Origin of the sequence: Citrobacter sp. L55, from assembly GCF_002850715.1 — a bacterium.
Classification (GTDB): domain Bacteria; phylum Pseudomonadota; class Gammaproteobacteria; order Enterobacterales; family Enterobacteriaceae; genus Citrobacter; species Citrobacter braakii.
This window is the reverse complement of record NZ_KZ559404.1, coordinates 229,056-242,927: the sequence shown is the minus strand read 5'-3', so window position 1 is coordinate 242,927 and position 13,872 is coordinate 229,056. Positions and strand designations below refer to the sequence as shown.

Genomic DNA, 13,872 nt, shown 5'->3' with positions numbered 1-13,872 from the left:
TTCATTGATAACACAAAGTGATTTGTACAAAGAAATTGGATTTCATATAGATATAAACTATCGTAACTACATGATTTAATTAATTTAGCATTTTTTGCTAAAAATTAGCGTGCTATGTTGTACACATTTTCGGTACAGCTTTGCTACTGTTATAAAACTTAATATTCACCAGCATTTTGTTACAGGAGCACTCCATGCAGCAGCATACCGTTCGCACTGATTCTGCAAGCGCGATTTCTCGTTACTTTGCTAAAGCGCATCTGCCAACCCAACAGGAAACGTTGGGCGAAATCGTGACTGAGATACTAAAAGATGGGCGCAATCTCAGTCGCAAATCACTGTGTACCAAACTTCTGCACCGTCTTGAAAATGCATCAGGTGAGAATGAACAGAAACATTACAATGCGTTAATCGGCCTGCTTTTCGAATAAAATAAAGCCCTACTATGATAATGGGTAAGTAGTGAAGGAGTTATGAAGAAACCTGACAGTGAACGCTTGAAACATGAAATTACAGGTTTGGCTGTGCTAGAAATTTTGCGAATGCATAAAGACGTTTCGTTAGCTGCACTGATTAAGCAATTGCGGCTTATGCATGCCAGTGAAATGGATGGTACACGTAAACAATTAATTGACAGCGTTATCAATGATTTCACAAATGTTAATCCGGGGAAGATAAGCAGAAAACCGGAAAAAACGAGAGATGAGAGTGCTTTCAGTGCCAGCAAAAACCCTAAATTACATTAAAGATAATTCTCCAGACTATACAAGCGAGGTTACCATGCTTCATGAAATTAATGTCCACAGTGTAATGACGGATAAAGCTTTATCAAGTTACTTCCATAATGCAGGTGAACTATTAGCAGATGAGTCAGTGGTATTGGGGCAGGCGGTAACAAATGTAATTCTGGCAGGTGATAATGTTAATAATAAAAACATCATTTTAAGCCTGATTAGTTCTCTGGAGTCAACAACTGACGTTGTCAAGGCAGACATTATCAGAAAAACCCTGGAAATAGTGTTACGTTATACGGCTGATGACGTCTAATGAGATAGCACATTAATATAAATACACAGCACAATTATTGTATGATGTAAGTTCTGTCGCTTCGCTTTTTGGATTAAGACTATACATAGCATCCTCTTGTTTTTATGACTGCATATTATGGATTTGATATGGCTAATTCAATTCCGGAAGATTTTATTTTCCGCTGCGCTTTGTATAAGGATATAGAGCGTAATGTCATGTTAAAACAGGGTTGTATCAGTAATGATGTTCTTATTCAGGCATTCAGCACGCAGTTGAAGAATGAGAAGAATGTGATACTGACCGATCTCTATTCACAGATACTGGCACATCTTCAACTCGATAAAACTTCGCAGCCCGGTGAGGTCAATGGTGATTTTTCGTTGAGGTCATAATGATGAACATCGTGCAGGAACATGCTGGAAACGCAGTTTTATGGATTGATGATATCTATATCAGGCAAGGGTTAAAGAATATCCTTGCAGATATCGTTTTTGAAGATGACAAGGCGCGACTTGTTTTCTTCACCGCTAATCACTTTGACGCGGTAAAAAAGCAAAATTACGATCTGAATACATATCGTCTGGTGCTGCTGATTGATGGCCATCTGTATCAGTATCTCAATGACATCTCACTTTACAGACTGCCAGTAGATAGCGATGTTGCCTCAATCAAGCAATTTATTATTGATATTACTCGTGCTGGTGGAAAGCACGAGCATCAATCGGAACTCAATATCTCCTTGACTGCGCGAGATAAATATATTTTAACGCAGCTAGGGGAGGGGCGAACTGTTTTTGAGATATCTGCCATGTTAAATCTACACTTAAAAACCATTTACCAGGCCAGGCAGAATCTGATCAAGAAACTTGGTTGCTCAGGGCTGATTGATTTTCAGGGAATACTGCAAGCGCAAATATTCCGCAACTGGCTGAAGCATGCCTGATCATCGATACGCTGAACTTACCTTCAGCGATTTGTGTAAGTTTAAATCAATCGCTCGGGTTATCTCATCGATGATGTCTTCTGTTGTGAACATAAATTAACGCGCATTATAAGAGGGTGATGATAAAGCCTTGTCGGGATGCTTATGATTTATTTACAGATTTTAGCAACCCCGTGCGGTTCAGCTCGTTAATAATGCACTCTGGTTCTTCACACAGAGGCATATTGTCTATATCTAAAATGCCATCATTTTTATGTGGATCATCAGCCTGCAGGTCTGCAAACAGTGGAGTAAGATCCGGCGGTGCTTCGCCTCGTTCGGCCACCAGCTCAAACGTTTTATTTTTTGCCGCCTCGTTAGTCAGGGCACTGACCAGAACCTGGGCGATTTGCTGCCTTGATATCACACCATCTTCTGGTGTTCCTGCATGGCGACGATCCCCCTGGAGCAATACGATTCTGTGTTCATCATCATTGTTGTAATCAAACCAGCCGGGTCTGACGATGGTATAGGGGTGACCACTCGCTCTGACCAGACGTTCGGCACGTCTTTTCCAGTCATGAACCTCAGTGCGTTGATTCCAGGTACTGAGTCGTTCAGTCACGCCAATCGTGGTCATTAAACCGATGCGTACAGGTGTATCCCTGAAGAGTCGTAAAATGTTACGTACACCGCCGTAATCTATCGCTCTGGCGCCAATACGCCCCTGGCCATCGGAACCGAGAGTGAAGATGATGGCATCAATATCTTTCGGCAAATCGGTAAGTGTTTCAGGCATTGAAACATCGCCGTAAAAAACATCCGTTCCACGCGGAAGTAATTTTACTTTCCGTTTATTTCTGACCAGCGCCACGGGCTGATGACCCATTTCGATAGCGGTATTCACGACATGAAGACCAATACTTCCGGTCGCGCCTGCAATGAGTATTTTCATGATAAACCTTCTGATAATTCAGACTTATTTTCTCTACAGCCAGAATATCAATTATCATTATTGTCAGTAATAGGGCTAAAATGATTGTGTCTATGAACACCCTTCATGAGTGCGCGATGAAGGGAATGCCACCATAAGGAAATCGCCGATGCTCAAAGAAAACTTCAACGAACTGCAAATCTTTCTGGTGGTGGCAAGGGAGCGAAGTTTTACCAAAGCAGCGGGCAAACTGGGTGTATCTCAGTCTGCACTCAGCCATGCGATGAAGGCGCTGGAGGAAAGGCTCAATATCCGCCTTCTGACCCGTACGACCCGAAGCGTTGCCCCTACAGAGGCCGGTGAGAGAATTATTGCCTGCCTTGAACCGCGTATTGCCGATCTTGAACAGGAGCTGGAATCGCTGGTTCAACTGAACGGCACTGCCTCCGGCAATATCCGCTTATCTGCTGGGGAGCATGCCGCGCGAAGTCTGGTATGGCCAAAGTTAAAACCTTTCCTCAGGGAATATCCGGAAATTAATCTCGAACTGGTGGTTGATAACGGCTTTGTCGATATTGTTGAGGGCCGTTTTGATGCCGGGATCCGCCTGGGCGAAAGCGTGGATAAGGATATGGTTGCTGTAAGAATTGGCCCGGACATGCGCATGGCCGTGGTGGGAGCACCGTCTTACTTCGCGGCAAACCCTGCACCTGAAACGCCGCACGAGCTACAAAATCATCGGTGCATCAATATGCGCCTGCCGACTGCCGGTGGGCTTTATCACTGGGAGTTTGAGAAGGAAGGGAAACCGTTACGGGTCAGAGTGGAAGGGCAGGTAACGTTTAATCAGCAGGCAGAAAGGATTGATGCTGCTTTATCCGGTTTTGGCATTGCCTGTATGCCTGAAGACAGGGTGCAGGATTATATAAAGTCAGGAGAGCTTATTCAGGTTCTGCAGGACTGGTGTCCGTCTTTCCCTGGATATTATCTTTACTACCCGAGCCGTAAGCAGCACCCGCCCGCATTTGCGCTGATGATCGATGCACTTCGCTACGCCCAATAACGGGTCCGTAGACCCGTTCGGGTATTAACGGCCTACGCGGGCCAGGTGCTCAGGAGAGTAACGTTCACCGACGATGTTAATCGTTTCCAGCGCCTGGGTTATCTGCTGCGTATCCTTCTGCGAAAGAATGATGTCGGCAGCCCCCAGGTTTTCCTCCAGCCGGTGCAGTTTGGTGGTACCAGGGATAGGAACAATCCACGGCTTTTGTGCCAGCAGCCATGCCAGCGCGATTTGCGCAGACGTCACACCTTTCTCTGCCGCCAGTTCACCCAGCAAGGTGACCAGCTTTTCATTGGCTTCAATCGCCTGCTCGGCGAAACGCGGCACGGTGCTGCGATAATCGTCCTTGCCAAAAGTGATTCCTGGCTTAATTGATCCCGTCAGGAAGCCTTTGCCTAATGGGCTGAAGGGAACGAAACCAATACCCAGTTCCTCCAGTAACGGCAGGATTTCCTGCTCAGGTTCGCGCCACCACAGAGAGTATTCGCTTTGCAGCGCAGTGACCGGTTGTACGGCATGTGCACGACGAATGGTTTGTGCGCCCGCTTCGGACAGACCGAAATGTTTGACTTTGCCTTCCGCTATCAGGTCTTTCACAGTTCCCGCGACATCTTCAATGGGGACATCCGGGTCGACACGGTGTTGATACAGCAGATCAATGACATCAGTCTTAAGGCGGCGTAATGATCCTTCCACGGCTTCACGGATATGCTCCGGACGGCTGTTTAAAATCTGCTGCTTGTTGTCCGTGCCGAAGGTAAAACCAAACTTGGTGGCAATAACCACACGGTCACGAAACGGTTTTAAGGCTTCGCCTACAACCTCTTCATTAAGAAAGGGGCCATACACTTCAGCGGTATCGAAGAAGGTGACGCCACGTTCAACCGCAGCGCGAATGAGCTCGATAGCCTGACGGGTATCGGTCGCCGGACCGTAGCCATGGCTTAAGCCCATGCAGCCGAGCCCAAGCGCGGATACTTCGAGTCGGGATTTACCCAGATAACGTTTTTGCATTGAATGAATACCTCTTTTATCGCGACTTAAACATCAAGTTTGCGGCCGGTCAGCCATTCCACCATCGCCGGATCGCGGTGAGAGAAGAAGGCGCTGGTTGCAGTGTCGAGGGCAGCAATCTGCAGCATATCTTCAGAACTGAGTTCAAAATCGAGAATGTTAATGTTCTCTGCCATGCGTTCTTTGCGCACCGATTTCGCCAGTGAAATGATGCCTCGCTGGAAGATCCAACGCAGAACAACCTGACCCACGCTTTTGCCGTACTTCTGACCAATTGCCGTTAATACGGGATGCTGGAACAGACCATTTTTCCCTTCAGCAAACGGAGCCCAGGCTTCCGGCTGAATGCCACGGCTTTGATTCCAAGGAACGGCATGCAGCTGCTGGTTGAAGGGGTTAACTTCAATCTGGTTTACCGCAGGGGCAACGTTGTTGAAGGCGATAAGGTCGGCCAGTCTGTCAGGATGGAAGTTGCTGACGCCAATAGCGCGAATTTTTCCTGCCTGTTGTAATTCTTCCATGGCACGCCATGCCCCATGAACATCACCGTAAGGCTGGTGAATCAGATACAGGTCAACATAATCAAGTTGCAGACGATTCAGGGAGCGTTCGAACTGGGCTTTAGCGCCTTCGTAATTAGTATCCTGCAGCCACAGCTTGGTTGTTACAAAGAGTTCGTTACGGTCGATACCGCTTTGTTTCAGAGCGTTCCCAACCTGGGTTTCATTCTGGTAAGACGCGGCGGTATCGATCAGGCGGTATCCCGTGTCGATGGCATCAATCACGGCTCTTTCGCATTCAGCGGCATCAGACATTTGAAACACACCAAAGCCCAGCAGGGGCATTTCAATACCGTTGTTCAGTTTTACAGTTTGCATGACGTTATCCTTTGGCTGTTGTCGAGGAAAAGCATAACGCAAAGTTATTTATTCGATTAGATGGGGTAATTAGCTAGGGTTTATTAGATGTGTTCATTAATTTTGAGGAGGGCTGATGGGCGGCTTTGTGCCAGATATCGTCATTCACACCCTGAGACCTTCAACAAAGGTTTGTCTGACGAACTTAGCACACTGCCTTATTTTCTTGCGTGGCCGAAAATATATCCATTCCTGGAATCCATCAGCGATTTATAGCTGATGCGTTATCTATGAGCCCCGGGAATGGCTTTCCTGATTAGCAATAATCGCGGCCACCTGCATCACCTCTGCTGGTGGTCGCTGCATACTGATTTGTCTGGCCATATAATGCATGTAAGGGGAAACATGACTGAAAATTGCCTTGTAGCCCGCACACAGGTGATTATGCCAGCGCTCGCCCATTTTATGTATCCGGTGCTTCGGGCAACCGCCATGACAGGCAAATCGCCACTCACAGCGCATGCACTCTGAACTCACCTCTGTTTTAGCAAACCCAAACTTGCGTTGCTGTTTGCTGGCGACCATCTTCGCCAGGCTATCCCGGCGCAGATTTCCCAACCGGTGCTCAGGGTAAACGTAATGGTCGCAGCTGTAGACGTCACCGTTTTGCTCCACGATCAGACCAAAACCGCAGGAAGACTGCATTACGCACAGTGATGGCTTTTCACCAAGCCAGGCCGCCAGCGCGCTATCAAACATCTGTACATACACGCGGCCAACGTCCCTGCGTATCCACAGGTCAAATACCCCCTTCATGAAGTTCCCCCATTGTTCCCCGGATACTGACCACTCCGTGACGGAACCGGCGAGTGTCTGCGGGTAGAGTAATTCACCATACTTTTCGTTAGCCGGGCGCTGCTCGACCGCCGGGATAAACTGAACAAACTCAGCCTTCAGTTCCTGGGTCAGATACGCGTAAATCTCTTGCGGATGTTCAGCTGTGACATTATTGACGACAGTCAGAACATTCACATCAACATGGTGTTTCTTCAGCAAATCCATCGCCCGCAGTACGTTGTCAAAAACAGACTGCTTACTCCGGGTCTTCCTGTAGCGGTCGTGCAACCAGGATGGACCGTCAATCGACAGGCCGACCAGAAACTGATTTTTCGCCAGGAATGCAGCCCATGCCTCGTCAATCAGCACGCCATTGGTCTGGATGCTGTTACTGATACGCTTCTTCCCGGCATATTTGCTCTGCAACTGCATCGCCTTTTCATAGAAAGCAATACCGGCAAGCGTTGGTTCGCCTCCCTGCCAGGTAAATTCCACCTCTGGGCCAGGGTTCGCCTCAATGTACTGCCGCACATAGGCTTCAAGCGTGACATCATCCATATGCCGGGCGGGTTTACGGGGTTTCAGCGTGCTCTGTTCTTTTTCCAGATAGAAGCAGTAATCGCAGGCGATATTGCACTGATAGCTGACGGGCTTGGCCATCAAATGGAATGGTTTGCTCATGGTCGCTCCTGAATAAATCACACACGAAATTTAGTGATATTGCTCACTCTTTTATCACTGTGTTTTGACTTTGGCCAAAAAAGACTGAAACATAGTTTTCATTGATATCAATATAACATGAAATATAAACTTCATAACACCAACATTAGGGGTCTTTATGAGCAAACTGTTTGCCGGAGCACAAAATCTGGGTAAATCGTTTATGCTGCCGATTGCCGTCCTGCCAGCCGCAGGTCTGCTTCTGGGATTCGGTGGCGTGTTCACCAATCCGGTTACCATCTCCACCTATCCAGCCCTCAACAGTGAAGTGATTCAGGCGATTTTTACCGTCATGAAACTGTGTGGTAGCGTGGTCTTCGATAATCTCTCTCTGCTGTTTGCCGTGGGCATCGCTGTAGGTATGGCACGAAGCGACAAGGGAACGGCCGGTCTTGCTGCAGTACTTTGCTTTATCGTCATGAACAAGGCGATCAACGCGTCACTATTGCTATCTGGAACGCTGGCCTCAGAGAATCTGGCCGCAGCCGGGCAGGCGAGTGTAATGGGGATCACTACGCTACAAACCGGCGTGATGGGCGGGATCATGAGTGGTCTGCTGGCCTTCTGGGTTCAAAAGCGGTTTGGCAAAACCGAGCTACCCAGTCTGCTGGCCTTTTTCAGCGGCTCCCGTTTCGTGCCTATTGTCAGTTCCTTTTTTGCCATCTTCCTCGGGGTGGCGCTGTTCTGGGTCTGGCCTCATATCCAGACGGGCATTACCCATCTGGGGGGGCTGGTTGAAAAAACCGGTTATGTTGGGACCCTGTTCTACGGCATGATCCTCAAATGCCTCATTCCCTTGGGCCTTCATCATCTGTTCTACCTGCCATTCTGGCTGACCAGTGTGGGAGGGGAGCAAATGGTGAACGGACACCTGGTACAAGGAACGCAAAAAATCTTCTTTGCCCAGTTGGCCGATCCCTCTGTGACGCAGTACTACATCGGGGTATCCCGTTTCATGGCCGGGCGTTTCGCAGACTTTATGTTCGGCCTGCCGGGTGCAGCGCTGGCTATCTACCATTCTGCCCGTCCTGAGAACAAGAAAAAAGTTGCCAGCCTGATGCTTTCCGCTGCGCTAACTGCGTTTGTCACCGGCATTACTGAGCCGCTGGAATTTGCGTTCATGTTCTGCGCGCCGTTGCTGTATGGCATGCACATTGTGCTAACAGGCGTGGCATTTATGTTTACACACATCCTGCAAATCACGGTTGGACAGACATTCTCCGGCGGGCTTATCGACTTTCTGCTGTTTGGTGTTCTTCAGGGTAATGCCAAAACCAACTGGTTGATGATGCTCCCTCTCGGTGTGGTCATGTTCTGCCTGTATTACTTCTCCTTCCGCTTCCTTATCAAATGGCGTCAACTGAACACGCCGGGCCGTGAAGATGACGCAGAAGATGAACAGCCGGTAGCGGCATCTGTCAGTGGCAGTGAACGGGCTGCAGGGATCGTGCAGGCACTGGGGGGCCGGGACAATATTGTTGATGTGGATTGCTGCGCTACTCGTCTTCGTATCACAGTCAAAAACCCACAAAGCGTTGTTGTGGACGCCTTTAAACTACTCGGCAGCCGTGGGGCGTTTATCCGTGGAGAGGGGGTGCAGGTAGTCTACGGCCCACACGTGACGCTGATTAAAAACGAAGTCGAAGAATTTATCGGTTCATAAAGAAGAGACGTTTTATGAAAGCTGTAATGCTGATGTTTGATACGCTGACGCGTAACCACCTCGCCCCTTATGGGGGCGATGCCATCACTCCCAATTTTACCCGGCTAGCCCGTGAGTCTGCGCAGTTTGATAACTTCTATGTCGGCAGCATGCCCTGCATGCCAGCCCGACGCGAACTGCATACTGGGCGTTATAATTTTCTGCACCGCAGTTGGGGGCCATTGGAGCCGTTCGATTTCTCAACGTTCCAGGCGCTGAAGCAGGCTGGCATTCATACCCATATGGTGACCGACCATAAACACTACTGGCGTGATGGCGGAGCGACCTACCATACCCGTTATTCCACCTTTGAGTTTATCCGCGGCCAGGAAGGGGATTGCTGGAAAGGGCAGGTTGAAAAACCAGCCATCAACTGGCAGGGAATGGAAGACGAAGAAACCCTGCGCCGTCGCAGCGGGCGTATGATCCAGGACCTGATTAACCGTACGGCGATGCCCATCCAGGACGATCACTTTACTCACCGTACCATCAGTGCCGGTATAGATTTCCTGGAAACCAATAAAGATCAGGATAACTGGTTCCTGCAGATCGAATGTTTCGATCCCCATGAACCGTTCTTCGTACCGGAAAAATACCTTGCGCAGTATGGCTGCACCCCTGATGAATTTGACGGGTGGGTGCCTTACTACTGCGGCGCACCAGGCGGCAGGGATGATGATAAAGTCCGAAAATTCTACCAGGCACTCATCACCATGTGTGACGACTACCTTGGCCAGGTGATGGACAAGCTGAAAGCACTGGAGCTGTGGGAGGACACGTTGTTCATCGTCTGTACCGACCACGGATTCCTGTTGGGAGAGCATCAATGGTGGGGCAAGAACATCATGCCGGTGTACAACGAAATCGCAAACACACCGTTCTTTATCCGCGATCCACGTTGTAAAGCAGAAGGCGTACGCCGCAGCGCGCTGGCACAGACTATCGATATTCCGGCAACTCTGCTGGAGTATTTCGACGTTCCACGTCCGCCATCCATGACCGGTAAGCCGCTGCGTCCGGCTGTGGAAAATGATACCCCAGTACGTGATTATGCGATGTTTGGCTACTTTGGCGGCCACATCAATATCACCGACGGCGAGTACGTCTATATGCGCTGCCCACGGGAGGAAGGGAAGGGGGGGCTGTATGAATATACCCTGATGCCGGCCCGAATCGACAGCATGTTCAAGGTGAATGAGCTGCAGAATATCACTATCCATCCCGGCTTTGATTTCACCCAGGGCGCGCAGGTCATGCAAATTCCTGCAACCTTTGGTTATCTGAATCCGTGGCGGTTCGGGGATAAACTCTTCGACCTCAACGCCGATCCGCAGCAGATGCGTCCTCTTCACGACAGTGAACGTGCGTTTCACTACGCACAGGCAATAACTGGGCTGATGGAACGGCATGATGCGCCACCAGAACTCTACGTCCGTTTTGAACTGGACATGCTAACGCTGGAACGCGAGATGGCCTTCGCTGAGCGCTGGGCCAGACAGCGTCCATGGACCGGGAAAGCCTATCGCTGTGCGCATCATGGCGTGGAAGAGGCATTACGTTTTGTCCTCAGTGCAGCCAAAGAGCAGGGCATAACGCAGGATGCGTTGCTGAAGCATTTCCCGGCCGGACATTCACTGGCTGAAAGGGATATCTTCACGCTGATTGATGCTTGTTTCACCGGAGACCGGCATAAGGCGCTGGTTTATCAGAGCCGATTGCTGCTGAGGACAGAGTAATCATGAACGTCTGGCAGCTTGAAAATAACCGCTTTCTGGTCGTGGTGAACGCGGCGGGCGGTGAGCTATCTTCTCTGCGCGATAAATCCACGGGGCGTGAATGGTTGTGGCAACCGCAGCCAGGCGTCTGGAATAACTCGGCTACGCAGCTGTTTCCTGTGGTCGGGGCGCTCATCCATGAAGGACTGCGTGTAAACAATCGACATCTGCCGTTATCGGCACACGGTTTTTTACGACATCAGACGTTTACCTGCCTTGAACAAGGTGTGAACCATCTGTTGCTGGAAGCCTGCTCCACCTCTGAAACCCTTGGCGTATGGCCATGGTGCTGGCGGATTCAGTTACGGCTCATGTTGCATGAGTTTGGGGTCAGTGTGACACAGCGAGTTTTTAATGATGACCGTCAGCCATTCTTGTATTCCATTGGCTGGCACCCCGGGTTTGCGCTGCCTGTGTCCAGCCAAACGGGATGGCAGGTGAAGTTTGGTGAGCTGGCGGTCAGAGGGCCTTTTCCTACGCGTAACAGAACACTTGTCACGGAAGACCTGACTCGAACAACGCAGTCCTTTGCACTGACAGAGGCAGCCTTTCGCGAGGGTGCCATTTACTTCGGTGACTGCCAGCAGCAACAGATCAGGGTTTGTTCACCCGACGGCACAATCGTCATGACGCTTGAAACGGCTGAATATGACTGGCTTGCGCTCTGGGGCGTTCCCGGTGCTGACTTGCTCTGTATCGAGCCACTCGCCGGGACGACCGATGCGCCAGATTTTGACGGAACGGTGGAGAAGAAGCGCGGAATACGACTGCTTGCACCGAACCAGAGTCAGAGATTCTCCGTGAAACTGCGTTTTACGGTGGACGCATGCGAAGGGGATTGACAGAATACCCGTTATTTTTCATGCAAAAGGATCGGGTGTTGCGATGAGCGTAAATCGTGAAAATGTGCGGGTGTATATCAGTAATGTGCTGGGTGGACTTGGTGAAACTGACCAGCATATTGCCCGGTTTATTCTTGAGCAGCCCGCTACTGTAGCGCAAATGCCGGTACGTAAACTGGCCGAAGCCATATCAGTCAGTGAAGCGACGATCGTGCGCTTTTGCAAAAAAATTGGTTATACCGGGCTGCTCGAGCTGAAAGCGGCGCTTAAACGTGAGCTTCTGGCCGATCGCGAGCAACTGCTGCCATCGTCCCCGGACATCTTCCTGGATGATTCCCGCAACGATGTGGCGCAGAAAATAGCCATGACGGTTGAAACCACCCTGAATGAGACCATCGGTCTGCTGGACATGAAAGTGGTCAATCCAGTAGTTGAGCGATTTTTGACCGCGAACCGCGTTTTGTTCGTGGGGTTTGGAGCCTCAGGTCTTTCTGCAATGGAAGCCCGCGACAAAATGAACCGTCAGGGCATTGATTCGGAAGCCTATACCGACCGTTTTACCATGACGTTGAAACTCGCCAACCTCAAACCAGAAGACCTGGTGGTTGCATTTTCTCACTCAGGCGAAACACCGGAAGTGGTTAATGCCTTCCGGCTGGCCAAAAAAGCGGGCGCGCATTGTCTGGCAATAACGCACAGTCCGCAGTCACCGCTGACTGAACTGGCAGACACCTGGTTGCTGACCAGCGGTAGTGCTGGCCCCTACCAGGGAGACTCGATCGCCACCCGTATGTCACAGCTGTTCATGATTGAGTTTCTGTGCACAGAAATCACTCGCCACAATCTGCGCGACAGCGAATCGACCGGACTGTCTATTAAAGAATTGTTGATAAAAGAAAGGATTAAACGTGAGTCTACAGGATAATACTCCGTCAATACGCCCAAAGGGGAAGTGGTGGCTTGAGGGCAAAACCCCCGATTATCGTTTTACGCTCGCCAACGAGCGTACATTTCTTGCCTGGATCCGTACTGCGCTGGCACTCATGGCCGGTGCTGTCGGCATCGAGCAGTTTTCCCCCCAATTATCTTCTGCGGAACTGCGTATCGGTATTTCAACACTGCTGCTGGTCGCTGCATCAGCGATGGGATATATGGCCTGGCGACGCTGGCGCAAGAATGAATATGCTATGCGTCTTGAAAATGATTTACCTTACACCCGTTTGCTGGTGGTTCTGTCAATACTGATGCTGGTTCTCGCAATATTGCTGGGTATATTACTCTGGCAGGGAAGACCATTATGAAAAGAGATCCGGGCTTACAACCAGAACGTACACACCTGTCATGGCGAAGAACAGGATGGTCAATGCTCGCGCCTGGTCTGTTGTGTTTTCGGGGATGGAGTCATACTGGTAATCTTCTCTACGGTGTGGCGGGTATGCTGCTGATGGCTGGTTCTTTCGCTATTTTCTGCGGAGCCCTCACTTGCCGGCATGTAGTGATCTCATTCAATGTAATGATTGCAGGTGTATTGCTCTTGTTATCTCAGTTATAAGCGCACCGTGAAGGACGTAGAGGTAGAATTTAGTTTACAGGAAGGATTTCGTCTCAGGGCAGTCACTCTTTCACTCGGTTGGCGGGCCTGTTTTAGTTGACCTCTACACTGGAAGCAATCGGAATCTCCGATGCGTTATCTGCCGTCGTCCAGCATGTCAGTTGGTGCTAATATTAAATCAATGGATTTATGAGAAATTATCCCCTTAATTATGCATGTAGAAGATGAAGAATGAAAAGACTGCTGATATTGACCCTTCTAGGGTTTTCCTGTGTGTCACAAGCCAAGTCAGTAATGCGTTGTGAGGGCGACAAAGCGGTTGTCTTCGACAAAGAGCGGGCGACCATTGTTTATGACGGTCGTGTTTTGAGAATGCATACCAGAGAACGCTTAGTGGTATGGTCATAATCAGTGGCACTGACGATCTGGGCTATGAAGGTGAATTGTTGTTTTCGAAAGTCGAAGACGTTGGCGCATGGAGCTTCAATATCAGCGAAAGTGACGAAATGACCCCTCCAGAAGCTAAGACGCGGAAAACGATTTTATCCATAGATTGCACTCCACAGTAGGATGGAGGTGCGGGCGTTACTATTGAACTGCCACATGTCCGCTCCTCGTGCCAAGC

At 49.6% G+C, this 13,872-nt stretch carries 16 protein-coding genes; 12 read left to right on the top strand and 4 right to left on the bottom strand.

Features of this window, described 5'->3' with window-relative positions; translation table 11 throughout:
- Nucleotides 1-194 precede the first annotated feature (194 nt).
- The 5 genes from ycgZ to B9P82_RS14710 all read left to right on the top strand — a co-directional run bounded on the left by ycgZ (nt 195) and on the right by B9P82_RS14710 (nt 1,972).
- On the top strand, nt 195-431 hold the full coding sequence (gene ycgZ / locus B9P82_RS14730; RefSeq protein ID WP_016153345.1) for a regulatory protein YcgZ: 237 nt from the start codon (nt 195-197) through the stop codon (nt 429-431).
- A gap of 42 nt (nt 432-473) precedes the next feature.
- On the top strand, nt 474-746 hold the full coding sequence (locus tag B9P82_RS14725; RefSeq protein ID WP_016153344.1) for a hypothetical protein: 273 nt from the start codon (nt 474-476) through the stop codon (nt 744-746).
- 34 nt (nt 747-780) lie between these two features.
- Entirely contained in the window at nt 781-1,047 is a 267-nt protein-coding gene (locus B9P82_RS14720) for a biofilm development regulator YmgB/AriR family protein (RefSeq protein ID WP_016153343.1), read from the top strand.
- Nucleotides 1,048-1,175: 128 nt separating this feature from the next.
- Nucleotides 1,176-1,421, top strand: a complete 246-nt coding sequence (locus tag B9P82_RS14715; RefSeq protein ID WP_016156767.1) for a hypothetical protein — start codon at nt 1,176-1,178, stop codon at nt 1,419-1,421.
- Entirely contained in the window at nt 1,421-1,972 is a 552-nt protein-coding gene (locus B9P82_RS14710) for a LuxR C-terminal-related transcriptional regulator (protein WP_016156766.1), read from the top strand. The genes B9P82_RS14715 and B9P82_RS14710 overlap by 1 nt, the downstream gene beginning before the upstream one ends.
- Nucleotides 1,973-2,114: 142 nt before the next feature.
- On the opposite strand, the gene B9P82_RS14705 is transcribed toward B9P82_RS14710, so the two are convergent.
- Nucleotides 2,115-2,906: an SDR family oxidoreductase gene (locus B9P82_RS14705; RefSeq protein ID WP_101700536.1), complete on the bottom strand. Its 792-nt coding sequence runs from the start codon at nt 2,904-2,906 to the stop codon at nt 2,115-2,117.
- A 148-nt stretch (nt 2,907-3,054) separates the two neighbouring features.
- On the opposite strand from B9P82_RS14705, the gene B9P82_RS14700 reads away from it, so the two are divergent.
- The gene (locus tag B9P82_RS14700) at nt 3,055-3,948 is read left to right on the top strand and encodes a LysR family transcriptional regulator (protein WP_016156764.1); all 894 of its coding nucleotides are present in this window, start codon (nt 3,055-3,057) and stop codon (nt 3,946-3,948) included.
- Nucleotides 3,949-3,972: 24 nt separating this feature from the next.
- Here the strand turns inward: B9P82_RS14700 and B9P82_RS14695 are convergent, their stop codons facing one another.
- From B9P82_RS14695 to B9P82_RS14685, 3 genes are all read right to left on the bottom strand, one after another.
- The gene (locus B9P82_RS14695; protein ID WP_101700535.1) at nt 3,973-4,962 is read right to left on the bottom strand and encodes an aldo/keto reductase; all 990 of its coding nucleotides are present in this window, start codon (nt 4,960-4,962) and stop codon (nt 3,973-3,975) included.
- A gap of 26 nt (nt 4,963-4,988) precedes the next feature.
- Nucleotides 4,989-5,840: an aldo/keto reductase gene (locus B9P82_RS14690; RefSeq protein WP_065554726.1), complete on the bottom strand. Its 852-nt coding sequence runs from the start codon at nt 5,838-5,840 to the stop codon at nt 4,989-4,991.
- Between the two features lie 267 nt (nt 5,841-6,107).
- Nucleotides 6,108-7,337 (bottom strand): anaerobic sulfatase maturase, encoded by a 1,230-nt coding sequence (locus tag B9P82_RS14685; RefSeq protein WP_101700534.1) that lies wholly within the window; start codon nt 7,335-7,337, stop codon nt 6,108-6,110.
- Nucleotides 7,338-7,494: 157 nt separating this feature from the next.
- On the opposite strand from B9P82_RS14685, the gene B9P82_RS14680 reads away from it, so the two are divergent.
- Genes B9P82_RS14680 through B9P82_RS29430 form a run of 6 tightly spaced genes read left to right on the top strand, consistent with a single transcriptional unit; the run spans nt 7,495 to nt 13,247 of the window.
- Nucleotides 7,495-9,039, top strand: a complete 1,545-nt coding sequence (locus tag B9P82_RS14680; RefSeq protein WP_101700533.1) for a PTS transporter subunit EIIC — start codon at nt 7,495-7,497, stop codon at nt 9,037-9,039.
- 14 nt (nt 9,040-9,053) lie between these two features.
- Nucleotides 9,054-10,814, top strand: coding sequence for a sulfatase (locus B9P82_RS14675; protein WP_101700532.1), 1,761 nt, complete (start codon nt 9,054-9,056; stop codon nt 10,812-10,814).
- A gap of 2 nt (nt 10,815-10,816) precedes the next feature.
- Nucleotides 10,817-11,695 (top strand): aldose epimerase family protein, encoded by an 879-nt coding sequence (locus B9P82_RS14670; RefSeq protein WP_049269133.1) that lies wholly within the window; start codon nt 10,817-10,819, stop codon nt 11,693-11,695.
- Between the two features lie 43 nt (nt 11,696-11,738).
- On the top strand, nt 11,739-12,620 hold the full coding sequence (locus B9P82_RS14665) for a MurR/RpiR family transcriptional regulator (RefSeq protein WP_047416661.1): 882 nt from the start codon (nt 11,739-11,741) through the stop codon (nt 12,618-12,620).
- Nucleotides 12,604-12,996, top strand: coding sequence for a YidH family protein (locus tag B9P82_RS14660; protein ID WP_016156755.1), 393 nt, complete (start codon nt 12,604-12,606; stop codon nt 12,994-12,996). Before B9P82_RS14665 ends, B9P82_RS14660 begins: the two co-directional genes overlap by 17 nt.
- Nucleotides 12,993-13,247, top strand: a complete 255-nt coding sequence (locus tag B9P82_RS29430) for a DUF202 domain-containing protein (protein ID WP_071600325.1) — start codon at nt 12,993-12,995, stop codon at nt 13,245-13,247. Before B9P82_RS14660 ends, B9P82_RS29430 begins: the two co-directional genes overlap by 4 nt.
- Nucleotides 13,248-13,872 lie beyond the last annotated feature (625 nt).

Coding starts and splice junctions, on each gene's coding strand:
- ycgZ (WP_016153345.1), top strand. CDS start 195: ATGCAGCAGCATACCGTTCGCACTGATTCTGCAAGCGCGATTTCTCGT.
- B9P82_RS14725 (WP_016153344.1), top strand. CDS start 474: ATGAAGAAACCTGACAGTGAACGCTTGAAACATGAAATTACAGGTTTG.
- B9P82_RS14720 (WP_016153343.1), top strand. CDS start 781: ATGCTTCATGAAATTAATGTCCACAGTGTAATGACGGATAAAGCTTTA.
- B9P82_RS14715 (WP_016156767.1), top strand. CDS start 1,176: ATGGCTAATTCAATTCCGGAAGATTTTATTTTCCGCTGCGCTTTGTAT.
- B9P82_RS14710 (WP_016156766.1), top strand. CDS start 1,421: ATGATGAACATCGTGCAGGAACATGCTGGAAACGCAGTTTTATGGATT.
- B9P82_RS14705 (WP_101700536.1), bottom strand. CDS start 2,906: ATGAAAATACTCATTGCAGGCGCGACCGGAAGTATTGGTCTTCATGTC.
- B9P82_RS14700 (WP_016156764.1), top strand. CDS start 3,055: ATGCTCAAAGAAAACTTCAACGAACTGCAAATCTTTCTGGTGGTGGCA.
- B9P82_RS14695 (WP_101700535.1), bottom strand. CDS start 4,962: ATGCAAAAACGTTATCTGGGTAAATCCCGACTCGAAGTATCCGCGCTT.
- B9P82_RS14690 (WP_065554726.1), bottom strand. CDS start 5,840: ATGCAAACTGTAAAACTGAACAACGGTATTGAAATGCCCCTGCTGGGC.
- B9P82_RS14685 (WP_101700534.1), bottom strand. CDS start 7,337: ATGAGCAAACCATTCCATTTGATGGCCAAGCCCGTCAGCTATCAGTGC.
- B9P82_RS14680 (WP_101700533.1), top strand. CDS start 7,495: ATGAGCAAACTGTTTGCCGGAGCACAAAATCTGGGTAAATCGTTTATG.
- B9P82_RS14675 (WP_101700532.1), top strand. CDS start 9,054: ATGAAAGCTGTAATGCTGATGTTTGATACGCTGACGCGTAACCACCTC.
- B9P82_RS14670 (WP_049269133.1), top strand. CDS start 10,817: ATGAACGTCTGGCAGCTTGAAAATAACCGCTTTCTGGTCGTGGTGAAC.
- B9P82_RS14665 (WP_047416661.1), top strand. CDS start 11,739: ATGAGCGTAAATCGTGAAAATGTGCGGGTGTATATCAGTAATGTGCTG.
- B9P82_RS29430 (WP_071600325.1), top strand. CDS start 12,993: ATGAAAAGAGATCCGGGCTTACAACCAGAACGTACACACCTGTCATGG.